General features: G+C 44.3%; 25 protein-coding genes and 1 riboswitch. Of the genes, 18 read left to right on the forward strand and 7 right to left on the reverse strand.

Annotated features, from left to right (window positions below; all coding sequences use genetic code 11):
* Nucleotides 1–34 precede the first annotated feature (34 nt).
* The 3 genes from tatC to AC58QC_RS17435 are packed head-to-tail and all read right to left on the reverse strand — an operon-like array spanning nucleotide 35 to nucleotide 3,348.
* A complete protein-coding gene (gene tatC, locus AC58QC_RS17425; RefSeq protein WP_497416390.1) occupies nucleotides 35–775 on the reverse strand; it encodes a twin-arginine translocase subunit TatC in 741 nt (246 codons plus the stop codon).
* Between the two features lie 41 nt (nucleotides 776–816).
* Nucleotides 817–2,538, reverse strand: a complete 1,722-nt coding sequence (locus tag AC58QC_RS17430; protein WP_497416391.1) for a GMC family oxidoreductase — start codon at nucleotides 2,536–2,538, stop codon at nucleotides 817–819.
* 33 nt (nucleotides 2,539–2,571) lie between these two features.
* Nucleotides 2,572–3,348, reverse strand: a complete 777-nt coding sequence (locus AC58QC_RS17435) for a gluconate 2-dehydrogenase subunit 3 family protein (protein ID WP_497416392.1) — start codon at nucleotides 3,346–3,348, stop codon at nucleotides 2,572–2,574.
* Between the two features lie 177 nt (nucleotides 3,349–3,525).
* Here AC58QC_RS17435 and AC58QC_RS17440 point away from each other — a divergent pair, with 177 nt between their 5' ends.
* The 5 genes from AC58QC_RS17440 to AC58QC_RS17460 all read left to right on the forward strand — a co-directional run bounded on the left by AC58QC_RS17440 (nucleotide 3,526) and on the right by AC58QC_RS17460 (nucleotide 5,952).
* Entirely contained in the window at nucleotides 3,526–3,891 is a 366-nt protein-coding gene (locus tag AC58QC_RS17440) for a c-type cytochrome (RefSeq protein ID WP_497416393.1), read from the forward strand.
* Nucleotides 3,892–4,057: 166 nt separating this feature from the next.
* Entirely contained in the window at nucleotides 4,058–4,657 is a 600-nt protein-coding gene (locus tag AC58QC_RS17445) for a DUF2238 domain-containing protein (protein WP_497416394.1), read from the forward strand.
* A 107-nt stretch (nucleotides 4,658–4,764) separates the two neighbouring features.
* A complete protein-coding gene (locus tag AC58QC_RS17450) occupies nucleotides 4,765–5,109 on the forward strand; it encodes a zinc ribbon domain-containing protein YjdM (protein WP_497416395.1) in 345 nt (114 codons plus the stop codon).
* A gap of 77 nt (nucleotides 5,110–5,186) precedes the next feature.
* The gene (locus tag AC58QC_RS17455) at nucleotides 5,187–5,510 is read left to right on the forward strand and encodes an ArsR/SmtB family transcription factor (protein WP_497416396.1); all 324 of its coding nucleotides are present in this window, start codon (nucleotides 5,187–5,189) and stop codon (nucleotides 5,508–5,510) included.
* Complete coding sequence (locus tag AC58QC_RS17460; protein ID WP_497416397.1) at nucleotides 5,503–5,952, forward strand: SRPBCC family protein; 450 nt, start codon at nucleotides 5,503–5,505, stop codon at nucleotides 5,950–5,952. The genes AC58QC_RS17455 and AC58QC_RS17460 overlap by 8 nt, the downstream gene beginning before the upstream one ends.
* Before the next feature lie 51 nt (nucleotides 5,953–6,003).
* Here AC58QC_RS17460 and AC58QC_RS17465 read toward each other — a convergent pair whose 3' ends face one another.
* Nucleotides 6,004–6,423, reverse strand: coding sequence for a cupin domain-containing protein (locus tag AC58QC_RS17465; RefSeq protein WP_497416398.1), 420 nt, complete (start codon nucleotides 6,421–6,423; stop codon nucleotides 6,004–6,006).
* 363 nt (nucleotides 6,424–6,786) lie between these two features.
* Between AC58QC_RS17465 and AC58QC_RS17470 the strand changes: the two genes are divergently transcribed.
* The 4 genes from AC58QC_RS17470 to AC58QC_RS17485 all read left to right on the forward strand — a co-directional run bounded on the left by AC58QC_RS17470 (nucleotide 6,787) and on the right by AC58QC_RS17485 (nucleotide 9,747).
* Complete coding sequence (locus AC58QC_RS17470; RefSeq protein ID WP_497416399.1) at nucleotides 6,787–7,410, forward strand: FMN-dependent NADH-azoreductase; 624 nt, start codon at nucleotides 6,787–6,789, stop codon at nucleotides 7,408–7,410.
* Nucleotides 7,411–7,613: 203 nt separating this feature from the next.
* A complete protein-coding gene (locus AC58QC_RS17475) occupies nucleotides 7,614–8,030 on the forward strand; it encodes a hypothetical protein (RefSeq protein ID WP_497416400.1) in 417 nt (138 codons plus the stop codon).
* Between the two features lie 23 nt (nucleotides 8,031–8,053).
* Nucleotides 8,054–8,743, forward strand: a complete 690-nt coding sequence (locus tag AC58QC_RS17480) for a class I SAM-dependent methyltransferase (RefSeq protein WP_497416401.1) — start codon at nucleotides 8,054–8,056, stop codon at nucleotides 8,741–8,743.
* Between the two features lie 11 nt (nucleotides 8,744–8,754).
* Entirely contained in the window at nucleotides 8,755–9,747 is a 993-nt protein-coding gene (locus AC58QC_RS17485; protein WP_497416402.1) for a glycerophosphodiester phosphodiesterase family protein, read from the forward strand.
* A gap of 74 nt (nucleotides 9,748–9,821) precedes the next feature.
* Here AC58QC_RS17485 and AC58QC_RS17490 read toward each other — a convergent pair whose 3' ends face one another.
* On the reverse strand, nucleotides 9,822–10,352 hold the full coding sequence (locus AC58QC_RS17490) for a DUF84 family protein (RefSeq protein WP_497416403.1): 531 nt from the start codon (nucleotides 10,350–10,352) through the stop codon (nucleotides 9,822–9,824).
* A gap of 198 nt (nucleotides 10,353–10,550) precedes the next feature.
* Between AC58QC_RS17490 and AC58QC_RS17495 the strand changes: the two genes are divergently transcribed.
* From AC58QC_RS17495 to AC58QC_RS17530, 8 genes are all read left to right on the forward strand, one after another.
* The gene (locus tag AC58QC_RS17495; RefSeq protein ID WP_497416404.1) at nucleotides 10,551–10,988 is read left to right on the forward strand and encodes a DUF4362 domain-containing protein; all 438 of its coding nucleotides are present in this window, start codon (nucleotides 10,551–10,553) and stop codon (nucleotides 10,986–10,988) included.
* Between the two features lie 55 nt (nucleotides 10,989–11,043).
* Complete coding sequence (locus tag AC58QC_RS17500) at nucleotides 11,044–11,505, forward strand: hypothetical protein (protein ID WP_497416405.1); 462 nt, start codon at nucleotides 11,044–11,046, stop codon at nucleotides 11,503–11,505.
* A 100-nt stretch (nucleotides 11,506–11,605) separates the two neighbouring features.
* Nucleotides 11,606–11,739: riboswitch (cyclic di-AMP (ydaO/yuaA leader) on the forward strand.
* Between the two features lie 5 nt (nucleotides 11,740–11,744).
* Nucleotides 11,745–12,395 carry a CAP domain-containing protein gene (locus tag AC58QC_RS17505; protein ID WP_497416406.1) on the forward strand — a complete coding sequence of 217 codons (651 nt, stop codon included), beginning with the start codon at nucleotides 11,745–11,747 and terminating at the stop codon, nucleotides 12,393–12,395.
* A gap of 145 nt (nucleotides 12,396–12,540) precedes the next feature.
* Complete coding sequence (locus tag AC58QC_RS17510; RefSeq protein ID WP_497416407.1) at nucleotides 12,541–13,002, forward strand: hypothetical protein; 462 nt, start codon at nucleotides 12,541–12,543, stop codon at nucleotides 13,000–13,002.
* A 98-nt stretch (nucleotides 13,003–13,100) separates the two neighbouring features.
* Nucleotides 13,101–13,556, forward strand: coding sequence for an SRPBCC family protein (locus tag AC58QC_RS17515; RefSeq protein ID WP_497416408.1), 456 nt, complete (start codon nucleotides 13,101–13,103; stop codon nucleotides 13,554–13,556).
* Between the two features lie 15 nt (nucleotides 13,557–13,571).
* Complete coding sequence (locus AC58QC_RS17520; protein ID WP_497416409.1) at nucleotides 13,572–13,985, forward strand: Imm7 family immunity protein; 414 nt, start codon at nucleotides 13,572–13,574, stop codon at nucleotides 13,983–13,985.
* 19 nt (nucleotides 13,986–14,004) lie between these two features.
* Nucleotides 14,005–14,388 carry a group-specific protein gene (locus AC58QC_RS17525; RefSeq protein ID WP_497416410.1) on the forward strand — a complete coding sequence of 128 codons (384 nt, stop codon included), beginning with the start codon at nucleotides 14,005–14,007 and terminating at the stop codon, nucleotides 14,386–14,388.
* Nucleotides 14,389–14,659: 271 nt separating this feature from the next.
* Entirely contained in the window at nucleotides 14,660–15,088 is a 429-nt protein-coding gene (locus AC58QC_RS17530) for a hypothetical protein (RefSeq protein WP_497416411.1), read from the forward strand.
* A 58-nt stretch (nucleotides 15,089–15,146) separates the two neighbouring features.
* On the opposite strand, the gene AC58QC_RS17535 is transcribed toward AC58QC_RS17530, so the two are convergent.
* Both AC58QC_RS17535 and AC58QC_RS17540 read right to left on the reverse strand, forming a co-directional pair.
* Nucleotides 15,147–15,956 carry a sugar phosphate isomerase/epimerase family protein gene (locus AC58QC_RS17535; protein WP_497416412.1) on the reverse strand — a complete coding sequence of 270 codons (810 nt, stop codon included), beginning with the start codon at nucleotides 15,954–15,956 and terminating at the stop codon, nucleotides 15,147–15,149.
* Nucleotides 15,957–16,058: 102 nt separating this feature from the next.
* Entirely contained in the window at nucleotides 16,059–16,958 is a 900-nt protein-coding gene (locus AC58QC_RS17540; protein ID WP_497416413.1) for an AraC family transcriptional regulator, read from the reverse strand.
* A gap of 174 nt (nucleotides 16,959–17,132) precedes the next feature.
* Between AC58QC_RS17540 and AC58QC_RS17545 the strand changes: the two genes are divergently transcribed.
* Nucleotides 17,133–19,244: a glycoside hydrolase family 52 protein gene (locus tag AC58QC_RS17545; protein ID WP_497416414.1), complete on the forward strand. Its 2,112-nt coding sequence runs from the start codon at nucleotides 17,133–17,135 to the stop codon at nucleotides 19,242–19,244.
* Nucleotides 19,245–19,277: the final 33 nt, after the last annotated feature.

Genomic DNA, 19,277 nt, shown 5'->3' on the forward strand with positions numbered 1-19,277 from the left:
AAATCATCCTCTTTTCATTTCATATTTTTTCTTTTCAATCTTCAACAAGGTTTAGCTTTGCAACACGCTGCATGGCACGCCACTGCCAGCCAGCAACCAATACGCTGATTTCAAACAAGAGAATTAAAGGCACGGTGACTGATAAGTGTGAAATCATATCAGGTGGCGAGATACACGAGCCTGTGATGGTGAGCGCGATATACGCGTATTTTCTGGACATTTTCAGAATTTGAGGGGTTAGCAGCCCGATTTTGGTTAAAAACAATAGAACCACTGGCAGCTCAAACGCGATCGCCATCGGAATGACAATTTGAAAAAGGAAAGCGAAATATCGATCTATCCCATACGTCTCGACTGCGCCAATGGATTGATTCATTCGAATCATGAAACGCATCATCATCGGGAATACGACCCAATAGCTGAACGAAACCCCGATGATAAACAGCGCAAATGCGACGGGTATGTAAGGAAGCGCGTTCCTCGATTCGGTTTCGGTTAATCCCGGCTTCACGAAGGCCCATGCTTGGTAGAGAACGACGGGCACCGTAAATAAAGCAGCGAACAGAGCCGCACATTTCATATAAATCATCAGCCCATCTGTGAAAGAAAACACATTCCATTTGATTTCTCCGATCAATGGCTGTGACTTCAAGTACAATAGGATGTCTGATGAGAGGTATAAGCCGACACACAGCGTGATGATGAACCAGCCCAATACGATCAGCAAGCGCTTGCGAACCTCAGTCAAATGCAAGATCCAATCTTCCTGCTCCATGCCATTTCTCCCTTCTCACGAAACGTGTATTCTGGCCTGCATTAAACGACACTTCCACCTTGTTTCAAATATTTCGCAATGCCGTCCACTGCGCGATATGCCAAGGCTCCAACTGTTCCTGTTGGATTGTAACCACTGTTATGAGCGAACGCTGAAGCACCTACCACGAACACATTCTCCGCATCCCACATTTGTAAATACGAGTTCACAGCGGAAGTGGAGGGATCAGCGCCCATAATTACACCACCTGTGTTATGTGTTGATTGATAGGGAACGATATTGTATGGAGCAAGCTGATCCGACGAGCCAATGGTCGATGGATTCATTTCTTTCATGATTTCAGCAGCTTTCCCCGCCATGAATTTGATCATTTGACGATCCTGCTCTTCAAAATCGAAAGTGATCCGTGGGAGCGGAAGACCGTAGGCATCCTTATAGGTCGGATCCAAATCCACATAATGATGTTTCCATGGCAGGCTGCTTCCCTGCGGAGAAACAGCCAATACACTGTTCGCATATTTCAATGACTTTTGCTTGAAGTCTTTCCCCCACGAAGGTGTGCCTTTAGGAACAGAGTTCGTGGCGATCGGTCGTTGACCTGTTTGGGAGATCCGGATACCTGCACCATGGATGAAATTCAGATTCGTATGGTCGAAATTATCGCCATTGAAATCAGGAATCTCCATGCCAAGGGAGCCAGCCCCTGCATACAAGTTGAACTGTTTTTCATCGAAAAAGCCTGTCGCATTCCCGCCGTTCGTTTGGTAGCAGTAATTTTTACCGATGACGCCTTTACCTGTGGCTGGATCATACGGTTTGCCTAATTTGGAGGTGAGAAGAAGCTTAATGTTATTAAATACATAGCTGGCCATAATGACAACATCCGCAGGCTGCTCAAACTGTTCTCCGGTTACTGTGTTCACATACACAACGCCGCTTGCTTTCTTGCCATCATTGAGCACCTGAATCACATTGGAGTAAGAGCGCAGCTCGAAATTGCCGGTTTTCTGAGCAACGGGAAGCGAGGTCACAATGACATCTGCTTTTGCGCCGTATTCACAACCAAAACGCTCGCAATAGCCGCAATATTGGCATGCAGCACGGGTAATGCCATCTGGGTTCGTGTACTGCTCAGATAAGTTAGCGGAAGGCATCATATAGGGATGGTAGCCGAGCTTTTTGGTCGCATCTTCGAACAATTTCAAGACTGGTGTTTTCACCATCGGTTTGGTCGGGAACGGAGCAGAACGTTTGCCCACTAGTGGATTCTGTTCAGCTTCACCAGAAATTCCAGCTAATTTCTCGAATTTATCGAAATAGGGCTCCAACGTATCATACGTGATGCCCCAATCTTGGATCGTCATCCCTTCAGGAATTTTCTGTTTCCCATAACGTTCCACTGTTTTGCTGTAAATCTCGAAGTCGTAAGGAAGAAACCTTAACGTTTGTCCATTCCAATGCACACTTGCCCCGCCTAGTCCTTCCCCGAGCAGGAAGGAGCCATACTCACGCATAGGCACAGCGGCCATCTTCTCCGTATTTCGGAACGTTACGGTCTCTTTGGATAAATCCTGCATGAGATCATAGCGAGAGGCGTAACGCAGCTCATCATGCACCATATAGTAATCTGCCGTACTACGCGGCTTCCCGCGCTCTAAGCCAACAACCTTGACACCCTGCTTTGCTAACTCAGCGGCAATTATTCCCCCGACCCATCCCATACCCACAATGACAACGGGGACTTTCGGCATTTTAGTAGCCATCAACGAATTCCTTCCTTCGTGAGAGTCGTAATCTTAATGAACGAAATGATCGTGCAAGCTGCGAGGCTCCATAGCCACGAATTGATCTTTATCGATCATATTCATATAACTCATCTGATTACCTGGATATTTACGCATTTTCCAGCCAGCCATATTCTTATTCCCGCCATACAAGGGATCGGAATAGACACCTTCCATGACAAGTATGCGGAAAAGGTTAAAAAAGGTTTTACCAGTAACTCCGTTAACGACGCTGATTTCGCCTTTTTCCATCGAGGTTAGAATCGCATCTTGTTCCTCGGGTTTAATTTCTACGAAGCCTTTGGTATGCTTGGTTTTTGCCGTTTCCTCTAGACTGTTCAGTCCCATCGTGACGAGTTCATGGCGTTGGATACTAAGGTAATCACCCTGTGTGGCTTCACCCTTCACAAACGGACCCATTCGATACGTACGGGCATTCACTCCCCATGGACTGGCTAACTGATGGTCGATATAGAATGCAACGCCAAGCTCTGTAGCTCCAGGACCGTTCTCGTCCTTGGGAAAGATACGTTCAGCCGCGGCTTCAGCTATTTGCAGTTGGGATTGATTGAAAAACATCGGTGCTTGGTTATAATCTGCCGTGACTTGTGGTTTAGGACTTACAGTAGACGAAGGTGAGGTCTTTGTTGCATCTTTCTTAAAGCCTCCTGACACTGCGCTTCCAATGACGCCACCAACCACTGCGCCACCAATGGCTGTTCCCGTGTACTTGAGAAAACGGCGGCGTGAGTGATCGGGCGTATGAGTTTGCGTTTTTTTGTCAGCCAACTTGTCATACCTCCTTGGAATTTTATGTACATCTGGGTAGTTATGGATATGGTGAGCTGTAAGCGTATTTCCTATGCATGAATTGCATGGAATTATGGAAACGGGGGCAATGTAGTGGTAGGTATCCGTTTTCTATACCCGGCATTTGAGCCTATGAATGTGAGGAGAAGCATACTCATGAACAGAAAGATCGTAGTCCTCACCTTATTGCTTGCTGGTGCATTATCGGCATGCGGAAAGAGTGGAACGACACCTAGCCCAACTCCAGGCACCACGACAACAACACCAACAGCATCTGCAAGTACAGGAGCAACAACAAAGGTTGATGCACAGACGGTCTTCAAGGCAAACTGTGTCAGCTGTCATGGTGCTAATTTGGAAGGAATGGTAGGTCCGAATCTTCAAAAGGTTGGCGGAAAGCACTCAAAGGAACAACTCACCGGAATCATTGCGAATGGGAAGGGTGCAATGCCAGCTTTTAAAGGGAAGCTATCCGATGATGAAGTCAGTTCATTGTCGACATGGCTTGCAGACAAAAAATAGTCAAGAATAACCCCGCCATTCGCTGTAAAGCGGACAGGCGGGATTTTTCTTTTGTAGATAGAGAGTCATTCATTTGTTTGAAATATGGGCATAGGATAATGAAGTAATTGGAAAAATACCGGTAACGTGCTTCCTTTTCTCATTATGTAATAGGGAGATGAACCAGATGAAGGGCAAGGATCGTTGGAATGACCTCTTTGAACTAGCGATGTATGTATTGGCTGGTGGTTGTTTTGTGTATTTTCTCATGAAAGGCAACATGGCCAAAATGTTTCAAGCGGTGCTCATTGTGGCTGTGCTGCAGCTCATTCGACTTGTTATCAAATGGACGAAGACAACCATGTTCACATCGTTGCGGTTCTGTGTACTGCTGTTTATTTTCATCACGATGTTCGTTGCGAACGAATTCGGCTATTATGGCGTTATTCCTTATTTGGATAAAATGGAGCATCTCTTCTCGGGGGTGATCCTCTGCTTCATCGGCTTATTGATTTATAGCAAAGCGGCTGATCATCAAGAGGGGACTGAGCCCCACACAGCGCATGTCGCGGTTTGGCTGTGCTTGTTTTTTTCGGTCGCGATGGCAGGAGTATGGGAAATATATGAGTTCGCAACAGACCACCTCTTCGGACTAAACTCTCAAAACGGAAGCCTGCTCGATACCATGACGGATATCATTTGCGGCACAGTGGGTGCGATCGTGACTGCTTGTTATTTGGCATTAAAGGCGAAGAAACGTGCACTTCCCCTAGTGGATATTAGGTAAGTTGAAGTCGCGGATTGGCATGGGAGCAGGTTGGTTGGCAGTTATTGGCTTGTCATTTCGCCTCGTTTGTGGCACTATAAGCACTATTGAATGGAGGAATGGACAGCATGGAACAGTTACCGAACTGCCCCAAATGCCAATCGGCATACACGTATGAAGATGGTGATCTTCTGGTGTGCCCAGAGTGTGCGCATGAGTGGTCGTCATCAGTAAGCGACGATGAGAACGGTGAAGATCAGAAAGTGGTTAAAGACGCGAACGGCAATGTATTGAAAGATGGTGATTCCGTCACGGTCATCAAAGATCTGAAAGTAAAAGGGACTTCATCTGTAATCAAAATCGGTACAAAAGTGAAAAACATTCGCTTGGTCGAAGGCGATCATGATATTGATTGTAAAATTGATGATTTCGGGGCGATGAAATTAAAGTCGGAGTTTGTTAAAAAGATATAAGAGGGGATCCGCTTAGAGCGGGTCTTTTTCTTTTGTGCACATTGACATGCAGTCAAATGGTTGCATATAATAGGTGCATGGACAACGTATTCAAAGCATTGGCTGATGCAAGCCGTCGACAACTTCTTGATGAGCTTTACAAACGAAATGGCCAGACCTTAAGTGAGCTTTGTGAACATTTGGAGATGACGCGTCAATCTGTCACGAAGCATTTGCAGCTTTTGGAAGAAGCACAACTCGTTATTGTAGAGTGGCAGGGACGCCATAAAATCCATTATCTGCACGTGGCACCGATCGTTGATATTTACGACCGCTGGATTCGCAAATACGAGCATGAACGCATTGTACTAATCCAGGATTTGAAGAAAAATTTGGAGCAAGAGGAGAAACCTAATGTCTGAGGTAACTTTCATTTATGTAACTTATATCGCGACAACACCAGAGAAACTTTGGACTGCATTGACAAGCACGGAGTTTACAGAAAAATATTTTTTCGGAACAGCTGTCCAATCCGATTGGCAAGAAGGCTCAACAGTCACCTATTCGCGGGAGGGAATTGTGACGGATCATGGCATCATTTTGCAATGTGAGCCGTATCGCATCCTGTCATTTACTTGGCATTATGTTGCAGATACCACAGAACGCCCACAACCGACTCGAGTAACCTTCGAGCTGAAACCCATGAATGACACGGTGAAGCTAACCCTGAAGCATGAAAAGCTTCTACAAAGCGATATTGTCGAGCGAGACGATACCTTCGAAGGCTTTAATAATGGCTGGCCAGCTATTATTAGCAACTTGAAGAGCTTGCTTGAAACAGGCAACACGTTAGCGTTTATGTAATTCAAATAATAAAGCAGAGGATCCTTGGTGGATTCTCTGCTTTTCTTATCTTCAAATCTTTTTGGAAGCCCATAACGCATCAAGCTCAGGAAGCAGGAGCACACTCTCCTGTTCATTGGGGTCGGTGCGGGCAATGACACAGGTACAAGACTCGGATTCACTCGGATTATAAGGGAGATGAGGCATTCCAGCGGGAATGTAGAGAAAATCACCTTTTTCCAGCTCCATATGCTGTTCCAAGTTTTCCCCAAACCACATGGCCGCGTTCCCTTCCAGCATATAAATGGCGGTTTCATGATCTTGATGAAGATGAGCTGTTGCTCTTTGACCCGGAGGAATGCTTAGCAGCATCATGCAAATGCCTTGCGAGTCAGCGCTTTCTTTGGAAATCGCCTCGGCGTAATCAAATCCTTGCTTTCCATGAGTTATTCGTGATGAACGGATGAGTCGACATGTACGTTTATTATCCACGTTGCAGCACCTCCTGCAACTATTCTATGCAAAAATACATATTTTAGCTTCGTGTGACCCATCTTAATAAGTAAGCGAAATGAGTGGATATTGTTGTGGAGGAGAGGAAAAAATGCAGTTATTCCATCTAAGTTACATACTATTATTTAGCGTATTACTCGTGGTAGGTACGATCGGTGTTGCGTGGTTTGTATATCATAAGCGGAAAAATAAAGCCCGCTAATGCCTGTCATGTTAGCACTTTAACACATGTGTCAAAAAATTCACTTGAGTAATTACCTCACTTGTCCTATAATGTGCCTATGTTAGTTGCAATTAAATTGTGCTAATAATACTAGATAGAGACATGGGAGAGATGACGTCATGGCAACAGTACTTTTTGTGAAAGTAAACGATCGACCTTCAGACCAAGCAGTAAGTGTTCAAATGTACGATTCATTCTTGAAATCGTATATAGAAGCGAATCCGTCTGATGTGATTTCAGAACTTGATTTGTATAATGTTGAACTTCCTTATTACGGAAATGACGCGATTACGGGAACGTTTAAGCAAAATGCAGGGTATGAGCTCACACCTCAAGAACAAGCAGCTGCTACGATCGCTAATCGTTATTTGGATCAATTCCTTGCGGCTGATAAAATTGTGATTGCTTTCCCACTATGGAACTTCACTTCTCCAGCACCATTGACCACTTATGTTTCCTACCTATGTCAGGCAGGCAAAACGTTCAAATATACAGCAGAAGGTCCAGTTGGTCTTGCTGGCGATAAAAAGGTCATCTTATTGAATGCACGCGGCGGCGTGTACTCCGAAGGACCAATGGCTGAAGTTGAGTCCGCTATCAGACCACTTCGAGGTGTATTTGGATTGTTCGGTATTCAAACACAAGTCGTTGTTATTGAAGGACATAATCAATTCAAAGATCGCTCAGCGGATATCATTGCTGAAGGCTTGCGCGAAACAGTGAAGGCTGCTCAAGCGTTCTAAGAAATTTGGTTGAAAAGAAGAAGGAGTCATCCCTTGGGATGCTCCTTTTTTTATTTGGATGGCGAGTTCGTCAGGAGCAGCCGAACCCACAATTTTACATGCAAACAGGGAATGGGAAGGGTCTCGCGAATATCATATAGAGTACATGGTGACATAATTGTTGAGAAATTTGCATGCTTATTTTTAATAAATGCACAGGGAGGATGGAAAAAGTGAAACTCTACGAGAGATCTCTTAATACCCAGCTCATTGTTGTCTGTAGCTTAATTTTTTTAACTGGCATGCAATTACTAATTAATATTGGCGCTAATCGACCTGTTGGCTTTGTTTCCTTTTTTAGTGTCATTCTAGGTGTATTCCTTATACTTGCCGTCATTATTTGTATAGATCTCATTCAAAATGACGCGGAGAAGATGGTAGCTAAAGTAGAATATCTTGAGGAATATCGGGTACATATTCGGAAACCAAATGGGAAATTAATGAAGGTACGAGTAAAAGCCGCAGAATATGAACATTTTCATGTAGAACAGACAGTCGAATTGCTTATTGCTAAACGTACAGATGCGCTGCTTTCGATCCAAAGCGTGGATAATCATTCCGAACATTCGGATCATAACTAATCTTTACCTATCGGAGGTTACCTATGGGAATTGAATGGTACGACATGATCGCCAGACGTAATGGCGGGTATAAGAGCAGAGCGGTTTATAAGACAGTAGGAAGATCTGCTGAGGATGTTTTTGAGAATCGGCTTATTGCGATGTTACCTCAATATCAGTCTATTTTGGATGCAGGTTCTGGTCATGGGGAATTTACTTTGAAAATGTCCGCGTACGCGAAAAGAATAATTGGATTTGATAATTCCAATGAACTCATCACAATCGCACAGGAGTTGCTTTCTTCCAGCCAAATTGAGAATGTCGAATTTATCTATACAACGACGAAAGCCGAACTTCCCTTTGTGGATGAACAGTTTGATTTGATTTATGATCGAAGAGGACCGACTTCCATTATCAATCACAGCAGGGTTCTGAAATCAGGTGGAACCATATTCGGGATTCACACCAGTGTAGATGCTGTAAAAGAACGTCTTGTGAAGAATAGATTCGTAGACATCGTATTAGAAGAATTTCAAGATGCCGTCACGTATTTCCCGACGAGGGAAGAACTCGTACTTTTTTTATCGGATGCCCCTGGGAGCCCGGATTTCACCAAAACAGAGCATAAGCATGAACTTGACAAGCTAATCAGCGAACTTACTACAAAAGGAAGTATGGTGGGGGAGCTCGGTATTAAGGAGCATAAGTATATTTGGCAGGCACGAAAACCATAAACGGAGGACGTATGAAACGCTTAAAAAAATTAGTTAGAAGTAAAATTGTTTGGGCCTTACTTATTCTCATTGTATTTATTTACGTAAATAATACCTCGTTACTTGCCAAAGAGCGGAGTGGTGATCCCTTTCTGATGGCACATCGCGGGCTCGCACAAACGTTCCATACGGAGAATCTGAAAAACGATACCTGCACAGCCGAACGTATTTTCGAACCAGAGCATCCTTATTTGGAGAATACGATTCCTTCCATGCAAGCAGCGTTTGACGCTGGTGCAGATGAGGTCGAATTGGACATTCATGTGACCAAAGATGACCAATTCGCGGTCTTTCATGATTGGACGCTCGATTGTCGGACGAATGTCAAAGGTCAGTCTAAAGACTACACGATGACTGAGTTGAAAAAGGTGGATATTGGTTACGGCTACACGGCCGACAATGGGAAAACGTACCCTTTTCGAGGTAAAGGGGTGGGATTAATGCCTTCGTTAACGGAGGTACTCACACAGTTTCCAAACAAAATGCTCCTGATACATATTAAAACCAATGATCCCAATGAGGGAGACTTACTCGTTGAAACGTTGGCTAAGTTATCGCCAGAGCGTCGGAGCCAATTGACGATCTATGGCGGGAATGTACCTGTTGCGATAGTGAAGGAAAAGCTGCCTGACATGCGCGTAATATCAATAGATACAATGAAAAGCTGTCTACTCCCTTACCTTTCCTATGGGTGGACAGGTATTACACCTGCTGCGTGCGAGCATATTCAAATTCATATACCAGATAAGTTAGCACCGTTGCTATGGGGATGGCCGAACAAGTTTCTAAACCGGATGGTTAAAGTGGATACGAGAGTTATTGTGGTTGGTGGAAATGGGACTGAGTTTTCAACGGGGTTTGATACTTTGGCGGATGTGGAGCGGCTTCCGGCATCGTATTCAGGTGGAATTTGGACAAATCGGATTGATCGGATTGCGCCTTTATTTAAGGAGAAGAACCGATAACTAGAAGGGCGACCCAGTAGAAATATCTACTTGAGGGAAGCCCTTTTTCTCTTGTACGCTATCTTCGCGCAACCTTACTTATAAAAAGACGACTGAAATGGTGTCAACGCCGCAATAACCGCATCTCGAAAAACATCACTCCGCGTAATTCGCCCATCGCTAAACAAGCCATATGCGCCCTCTTTGTGATTGCTCCCTACGGTGCTGCTCAATTCATCAATAATATGACGCAGCTCGGTGCCGCCTTGCTTCAATCTCTCGCCAATTGTATTGGGGATGGGAAAATACAGACCTTTGCCGACGAAAAGCCGCTTCCCGTCCCATGCTGCACAAACGGAGAAGAGATACCATTGTTTCGTATGGACCTCGTCGTAGGAAAGTCCACCTTCTAGACCAAGCCCAATATCTGCACCGGGCTCAGCGTTAAGCACACGTTTCGCCCGATTGATGGCACCGAGGACGGTTTCGTCTTCTGTCATAGGCTGATCGGACACACCGGAAGGGACGGAGTGACAGATCGGTTCAATACCAGAAGCCAAGACCACGGCAGCTCGTTTGGCTTGATTGTGCGTACCTAACGCAATGCTTATTTCTTTTTTCAACATATGACACCACTCCTTGTAAACGTACTGCGAAAGAACGTGATTATTTAGCACTAGTATACCATGGTTTTAATTCAGGCATGGTAAATGAGGTATTGGCTTGATGACAAGCTTGAGATTTCAAGCTTATTTTTTTGTTTCAAAACATTTCCAGTAGCGTTTGCGTCAAATCAGTAGATGGAACGGTTAGGGGGAACAGAAATGAAAATAAGGTACGGTCGAATGTTGTTCGTATTGAGTTGTTTGTTGCTTAGTTCATGCTCGGATTCGAGGTACGATATAGACAAAGGGACCGCAAAAGGAGACGTCATTAATATTCATGGCAGAATCATTAATCTTGATCGTTTCAATCAATTTTTGAAAAACGTTGAAGGGCACGTTGAGAGTCAGATTCGGATCATGCAAATGACCATTGAGGGGGATCCGATTTATTATGATTTTGCTTTTAAAAAAGATAAGATTTCTTATACTTATGATAATTCAGAGGACAAACATGGCAGCAAACAACGACTGAAGACGGAATGTACACGTATTGTTTCTGAGAAAGTAGAACGAGGTGTTTCATATAAGCTGGATGGTTGTAAGGATGTTGCGATTGGGGAGACTTTTAGCTTTGTGGCAGCGGGTAGTGGGGGATAGTGAGATTAATTCGAGGAGAGAGATAAAATGAAAAAGTTTTTGCTTGGGTTGACCTGTGGAATACGTACCTATTCGTTTTATCGGCGAGGGGTTAGGATTAGGCGTTTCATACAATTCACGTGATCATGTTATTTCATTGATGAATGAACCAGCAAGCTTTGCAGACGAAACGGCTAAAAAGGTATGGCAAATCCAATATCGATTGAACGTTGGGAATGATCAAAAATACGTAAGAGAACTTCTTGGTAATCCTGCGGCTGAACGAACAAATGATGATAAGCAGCAAGCTGTATGGCGTTATGATATTTTACCTTCCGCAGACTATCAGTACTTAGGGCTAAATATCGATCTTAAAGGGATTGAGCAAGGGGAATTAGGTGGACAGATAGTCTTAACATGGTCAGATGAAGGGAAAGTTGAGAAAGTTGAACTTTGGTATTCACAAGGGAAAGATAGACAAATCTATACTTATTTTATCTATCCGGACGGTTCAACAGCTGGGGCTAAATACGAGTAGATTATGGTGAATAGGAGTTAACGGGATCTAAATGGAAAATTTTGAGTCATGTATTCATTGATTTCACATGATACAATCTTTAAGATCCATTTTGGATCAAAAACTTAGAAGGCCGAAGCTTTTATGAAGCACGGGGGACCCAATCTTTGGGGTGAAGCCGCAATCTCGCGGCCGGGTGATTACTCTTTGATCCGAATCCGACAGCTAACCTCGCAGGCCGCAAAAAGGAGAGGTTTATTTTGAAACGTTACAAAAAGCTTGTAGTTACTGGTGCACTAGGTTTGACCGTCCTTATGGGAGCGAATGCGGCATTTGCTGCAACGGGAACTCATACGGTAGCGGGCAACGATACCATGTGGTTAATCTCCAAGAAGTACGGCGTTAGCCTATCTTCACTTATTAAGGCAAATCCTCAAGTTGCCAATCCCAACGTTATTTGGTCGGGGATGAAGCTCAATATTCCTGGAAGCACAAGTACAACTGCACCTGTCAAACCACCGGTTACGACTGCGCCTTCGCAATCTACTTTTGCAAGCCAAGTGGTTAACCTTGTTAACCAGGAGCGTACTAAGGCTGGACTGAAGCCTTTGGCCAGTAACAGCGCATTAACCGCGATGGCATTGGATAAAGCGAAAGATATGTACAATAACGGGTATTTCGATCACACATCACCAACCTACGGCTCTCCTTTTGATATGATGCGCTCCTACGGCATTAGCTATTCCTATGCGGGTGAAAACATCGCTAAAGGTCAACAAACGCCACAAGCCGTCATGACAGCATGGATGAACAGTGCAGGTCATCGTCAAAATATTCTAAGCCCCAACTTCACTCAAATCGGTGTTGCCTATTATAACGGTGAGTGGGTTCAGGAGTTCATTAGTAACTAATGAGTAATGAGTATTGCAATATTAAATACAGCAATAAATCGCGGCAGCCTTCCATTGGGAGGCTGTTTTTTATTTATAACAAAGTCAAAGGAGATTAGTTATTCTTGTCGAATTGGGTTTTATCTGCGGGATTGGAGTTTTTGCTATGCCTAAATCATTTCTACATTCAATATCAATCGTTGTCATAATGGGATTAACAGCATGTGAATCGTCCGTCGTTCCAGCTGAATTGCTACCAACTGCAAGTTCGGCTATTGTAACACCCATTTTGCCTAGCGCTTCACCACAAAATGTAACCAATGTGAAACCGAAGTCAGTTGAAGAAATTATGGACTTTCTCGTACAGAATGTAGATGAAATAAAGAAATACAAACAAATGATAGAAGAAGCCAATATATCAAAAGTCATATTTTTAAGTGATGGTTTAATAAATATCCCAGAAAGAACAGGAAAGTATTACGATTTATACATAGGAGAGAGTTTCAGTGATCATGTTGTTAGGTGGCAAACGTTTTATGTCAGTGAGGATATGAAAGAGATTCTTATTGTGGATGTAATTACGGGTTATAATTTAACCTTGGAAGAGTGGAGAAAACGCGCTCAATGACTTAACCTTACCGTAAGAAACGTATGGTTTTCTGGTTATTCTTTGCTTTTCACTCTTACTATCAAATATGTAATCAAATGAATCAAGAGGTGCAACCAGTGATAAAGGTATTCACAGAAATTGAAATTGAAGCAGCGATTGATGTTTGTTTTGACATGGCAAGTAATATTGATATACATACGCAGACTGTCTGGCCTCACACCAAGGAACGAGCGATTGCTGGAACAACAACAGGCATGATAAGCGGCGGGGAAACGGTCACTTTTGAGGCGCGGCACTTTTTCATTAGGCAAAGACATACTTCACTCATTTCAAATTACGTTCGACCCTATCGCTTTGTTGATGAAATGCTGCAGGGTACTTTCAAAAGTATGAGACACGAACATGAATTTATTGATTTAGGTAATCGAACCTTAATGAAGGATACCTTATATTTCGAAGCTCCATTGGGCTGGCTCGGATGGGTAGTTGAGAGAGTTGTCTTAAAGAAATATATGATGAGATTTTTGACATATCGGAACGAACAGTTAAAGATTTTAGCTGAAAAAGGTTAGGATAAGGAGCTAGCTATGTTCCAGTTTAATGGTTGGGCTGTTTTAAGGTATCACACACATGATACCGATTCCAGACTGCAAGATCTTAGGATCGCTGAGTTGAAAAGCTTAATTTCTGAACTTGATGTGGAAAAGCTAGTCACGCTTAAACAACGTAATGGGCATGACTCTGTTCTTATTTCCGGGATGCACAATCATCGCAGTGATTATGTGATTGAGTTATTTCAACAAATTGGTGAGATAATGCCGGGCTCCTATGGACTACTTTATATTCAAGATGATGAAGACTTTAGTGAGCAGCACGACAATTCCAATTGCTTCGTAGTATGGAAATTAATACGCGGAAATTTAACTAAGGAGAAAGACGTCTATTTGTCTTCTGTAATCCCTACGCTTGAAGATCCTTTTGACGAGAGTCGATTGGATTAACTAGATTGGAGGTATCCAAGTGAAATTCTACATCGCATCTAGTTTCAAGAACGTCGACAATGTACGAAAAGTCGCACAACGGTTGAAGTCACGGGGATGCATACAAACCTTCGACTGGACGGTTCATACAGGTAATGCTACTCTTCAAGTGCTCGCGGAGATCGGTCAAATAGAGAAAGAAGCTGTGTTGAATGCAGACATATTCATCATCATGCTACCGGCAGGCAAGGGAAGCCACGTAGAAATGGGACTTGCTTTAGGTGCTAGGAAGACAATATTTTTGTATGCTGCTGACGATGAGATGAATGAAATTGAAAAAACATGCACGTTTTACCAGTTGCCAGAGGTGCATAAAATCATCGGAACGATAGACGATTTGGTTTCTCAAATTCATTATCTATAGAGTAGGCTAAGGGAACCTAGGGGCGCTATTTTAAAAAAATCAGGTATTTTCGGAGATTAGCGGAACTAAGAGACGCTATTTATACGAATTTCGTGATTTTTTACGATTTTTGAACAAATAAGACCCTGTAGTTCCGTTCGATGACAATTTAGCAAGATTCGCCATGAATAGTGTCTCCTAGTTCCCTTAGATCAGCATACCCATTGGAAAAGCGGTCGAATTATGATTGAAAAGAACATAAGTACTTTTAAAAATAGAGGGGTTCAACCATTTGACTAAGAAGCGACTAAAGCTTTTCATTCTCAGTTTTGCAATCTTCCTAATTGCTGTGACGGCGATAAAGCTTATTGTAGCTTTCGGAGGAGATATGGTGGTCACTAACCATAATATATCGATGTTTACCAGTAAAACGAACGTGAATGGAAACATCAAACTCAGTATTGGCTCTTTGAAAGGTACGTATAAGATTGAAGATTTTGATCTGAAAACCCCAGGAAGAATCAGTATTCCGTATGAATCCTCAGTTGAATCAGGGACGTTGACCCTTCAAGTGATAAAATCAAATATCGTTGTATGGGAGAAAGTCATTTCTCCCACAAGTAGTGGTCTCATCGAATTTGACGGGGTTAAAGGAAGTTACACGATATCACTGACCACTGAAGAGGCGAAGAAAATAACTATGAAACTCAAACTAAAATAGTTTCCACTAAAAAAACGGAAGCCCCAGACGTGTCTCCACGTCCCAAGCCTCCGTTTTTTCAATTAAACATCGCCTCAAACCTCGTCTTGAACGTCCGATACATCCACAAATTTACTTCCCACAAGTCTGTCACTGGTTGACGTGTGAAGGGCAGTACCTGCATATACGGCGGCGGCCCGAATTCGGGCGTAAAGGTCATCGTATCCGCTCCGGCATCGAATCGGTTCTGGCAGATCCTCAACCATAAGCCGATGAATGCTTCCACATAACCGGCAAATTCAGGTGCCCTCGGGTCCGACACCTGCGGACCTTCCGGGAACCCAACGCGCCCATGTATGTGGATGGCACGCGCTATGCTCAGCTTCACGTCCTCATCATCCGGACTCGGCATGCTCTCGCAGGCTACGCACCAATGACTGAAATCAGCGCCGATCGTAATCTCCGGCAGCTGCTTCAACACGGCCGCCGTTTGCCACGGCGTGAAAAAAGCCCGCCCCCGATGCGTTTCATGCGCGATCGGAATTCCGACCTCTTGCTCAACGCGGAGCGCCGCTTCGAAGAAGCTCAGCTGCTCGTCAGATGACATGCGATCGGCTGCGCTGTGCGAATTGATAAGATCAGGTCGCAGCTCAGCAGCGCGAAGCACCTGCTCACGGAAAGAATGAGTGTGATTCGGGCCTCGCGTCACCACTTGCGCTATAAACGACAAGTTCATGTCGTCTAAGTCTTTTCGAAACTGCTGATCTTCCTTAGGGTCAGAAGGAGGCGTGTACTCAACACCGCAATATCCAGCCTCAGCGATTCGCTCTAATTTCCCCTTCCAGTTACCATTCCATTCCCACAAGGACTTATAACCGTTTAGTTTCATATCCAATGCTCCTTATCGTATAGCTCCATAGAAATATCTATGAGTATAGGACAAGACAATGGTAAAAATCTTATGGTATCTTCAGCAAAACCCAACCTATTTTCACCAAGAGAGATGTCGATAAGCGGTAGGAGATAAATTCGTCCATCGTTTGAATTGTTTGCTGAATTGCGACAAATCCTTGTAACCCAGCTGTTCCGCAATGTACTCGATAGAAAGTGTTGGGTCCATCAGCATCAACTTTGCTTGGCGAAGCTTGACTGTACTTAAATATTGACGAGGCGATACCCCGTATGCTTTTTGAAAAACACGATTACAATGCGTGGGACTATAACCGAGCTGCTTCGCGATGACTGTTATGCGGAAAGGTTCCTGTCCCTTATCTGTTGTTGACGCTTGATGCGCTATCAGTGTTGCCAGTTGAGCAGCTAAGCCAGAATCTTCGTTTTGCTGCGTAGAAGCCACAGCTTCTTCTAGTAATAATTCGCTAAGCGCGGTAAAAATACGAAATGATGCATGCATCGTCTGAAGCTTCAAGTTCAGGCTGCTTGAGGCGTTTTCTCTAGCTATTTGTGCAAGATCCATCAGGATGGGACGGAGAAAGCTCTCCAATTTGCTGCCAGAAGGGTGAAGCGTTTGCTTAATCTGACTTAATTGCTGCCTGAGCCAAGGATCGGTGACTTCCAAATGAACACATACGTATGCCATCATGCTCCCATCGACTGCGCCCAAGCTAGCATGCACCTCATTAGGAAGAATCCAGACCAAGTCACCCTGCTTCTGTACAAATTGCTTCTCTCCGACACGCATACGTTGTGAGCCTTCTATGACAAGATTCAGCTCAAACATGGGATGTTGATGCTCAGGGAAGGACCACTGCGCGTTAACCTTGCGAAGATGGGCGGCAAAAATCCGGAAAGATGCCTGCACATCAGGCAGCATGCCCCCGTGAACGACATTGTCGAGACCAGCGGGTAATGATTCTTGTTGAAGGACTTTCATATCGATAACTCCTTTGAAAAGGTTGTGATCATCTGTTCGCTAAGCTAAATATCTCACTTCCTTAGGGTCGAAATCAAATGTTTCTTTTGTCCAAATGGAAGTTCGTATTGCCCATGGGTTCGAGGTTTCCATCATTGTATAATAAGGGCAAATGACCGAGAGGAGCATCCTGAAATGAAGAATCAATTTTTCAACGCACACCATTCGCCAGTTGGCGCATTCGCAAGCTTTACCCTTGGATTTCCAGGCAAAAGCGGAGGCTTCGATTTAGAACAAGCGCGTCCTCCTAAGCAAAATATATATATTGGTCTAGAATCTGCGGAAGGCGGCACCTATGATGCATTGCCATTCTTCGAGCAGGTTAACGAAGATGAAAGCCTCCGATATGATATCGAGAATCCAGATCCGAGGCCGAGAAGGAAGAAGCTATTGTTTCCTTTTGCACAAGAGGAGATTCGTAGAGATTTCAAAGTCAGCACGGATACGTGGAAGGCTGGCGACTTGGAATTTAGTCTTATTTCACCGGCACAGTCGGTTCCTGATCCAGCAACGGCAAGTGATGATGAGCTTCGTTTAGCGCTAGTCCCAGCCGTTCTTGCTACGATTACCGTTGATAATACCAAAGGTACTTCCTCTAGAAGAGTTTTCTTCGGTTATCAAGGTACAGATCCGTACAGTGCGATGCGCAGGTTGGATGATACGATGGAAGGCGCCGCGGGTGTCGGACAAGGTCGGATTACGGCGATTGTTTCCAGAGATCCAGAAGTGCGTTCTGGGATGTATTTCAGGATCGAAGATATTTTGAAAATGAAAATTGTTGAGAACTTGACCTTCGGCCTCGGTACGGTTGGTGCCTTGTTCGCAGATACGCCTGCGGGTGAGAAGCGTACGTATCAATTCGCCATTTGCTTCCATCGTTCTGGCATCGTTACCGCGGGGCGAGATGCATCGTATACGTATGCACGACTATTCAAGAATATTGAAGCTGTTGCAGATTACGCTTTGGGCAATTTCGATAAGCTAGCAGCACTAGCTCAAAACTCAGACGCAAACATCGAAGATTCTCGCTTATCACCGGATCAGAAATTTATGCTTGCGCATGCCATTCGCAGCTACTATGGAAACACACAGCTTCTGGATATGGATGATGAGCCATTCTGGATCGTCAATGAAGGCGAATATCGCATGATGAACACATTCGATTTGACAGTTGATCAATTATTCTATGAGCTGGCTGTGAATCCATGGACGGTTCGTAATGAGTTGGATATGTTCGCGAAACGGTATAGCTATGAAGACATGGTCTGTTTCCCTGGCGACACGACGGAATACCCTGGTGGTCTTTCCTTTACACATGACATGGGGGTAGCCAACACACTTTCACGTCCTAGTTATTCTGCTTATGAGCTTTACGGCTTGGACGACTGCTTCTCGCATATGACGCATGAGCAGTTGGTGAATTGGACGTTATGTGGAGCAACCTATGTGGCGCATACCGATGATCAAGCGTGGCTGCAAGCGAATCTAGCGATTTTTGACAAATGTTTAACGAGTATGATCAATCGTGATCATCCGAACCCAGAGCTGCGCAATGGTGTTATGTCACTGGACAGCACACGCACCATGGGTGGAGCGGAAATCACGACCTATGACAGCCTAGACGTCTCACTAGGACAATCCCGTAACAATATTTATATGGCGGGCAAATGTTGGGCGGCATACGTGGCAATGGAAACCATTTTTGCTCAAAATGGGAGAGAAGATCTGGCTCTTATCGCGAGTGAGCAGGCTTTGAAGTGCGCACAAACGGTAACGTCTTACGTTACCGAAGCAGGTTATATTCCTGCCGTTGTCGGTGAAGGCAATGATTCCAAAATCATCCCAGCAATTGAAGGTCTGGTATTCCCATACTTCACAGGCAATAAGTCTGCGCTGGATGTGAATGGTCGTTACGGCTTCTATATCGAAGCATTGAAGAAGCATCTGGATGTTGTGCTTGTAGAAGGCACCTGCTTATTCGAGGATGGAGGCTGGAAGCTTTCCTCCACAAGTAATAACTCCTGGTTAAGCAAAATTTATTTGTGCCAATTCGTAGCACGAGAAATCCTTGATTTGGCTTGGGATGAAAAGGGAGCCACGGCTGATGCAGCTCATGTAGCTTGGCTTACACATCCGACCTTGTCGATCTGGAGCTGGAGTGATCAAATCATTTCAGGCGAGATCACTGGAAGCAAGTATTATCCACGTGGTGTGACGAGTATTTTGTGGCTGCAAGAAACGAAGTAATGAGATCCGAGCAACCGAAGCTAATCGCTTTGG

This window comes from Paenibacillus sp. J22P51 (genome assembly GCF_059692215.1).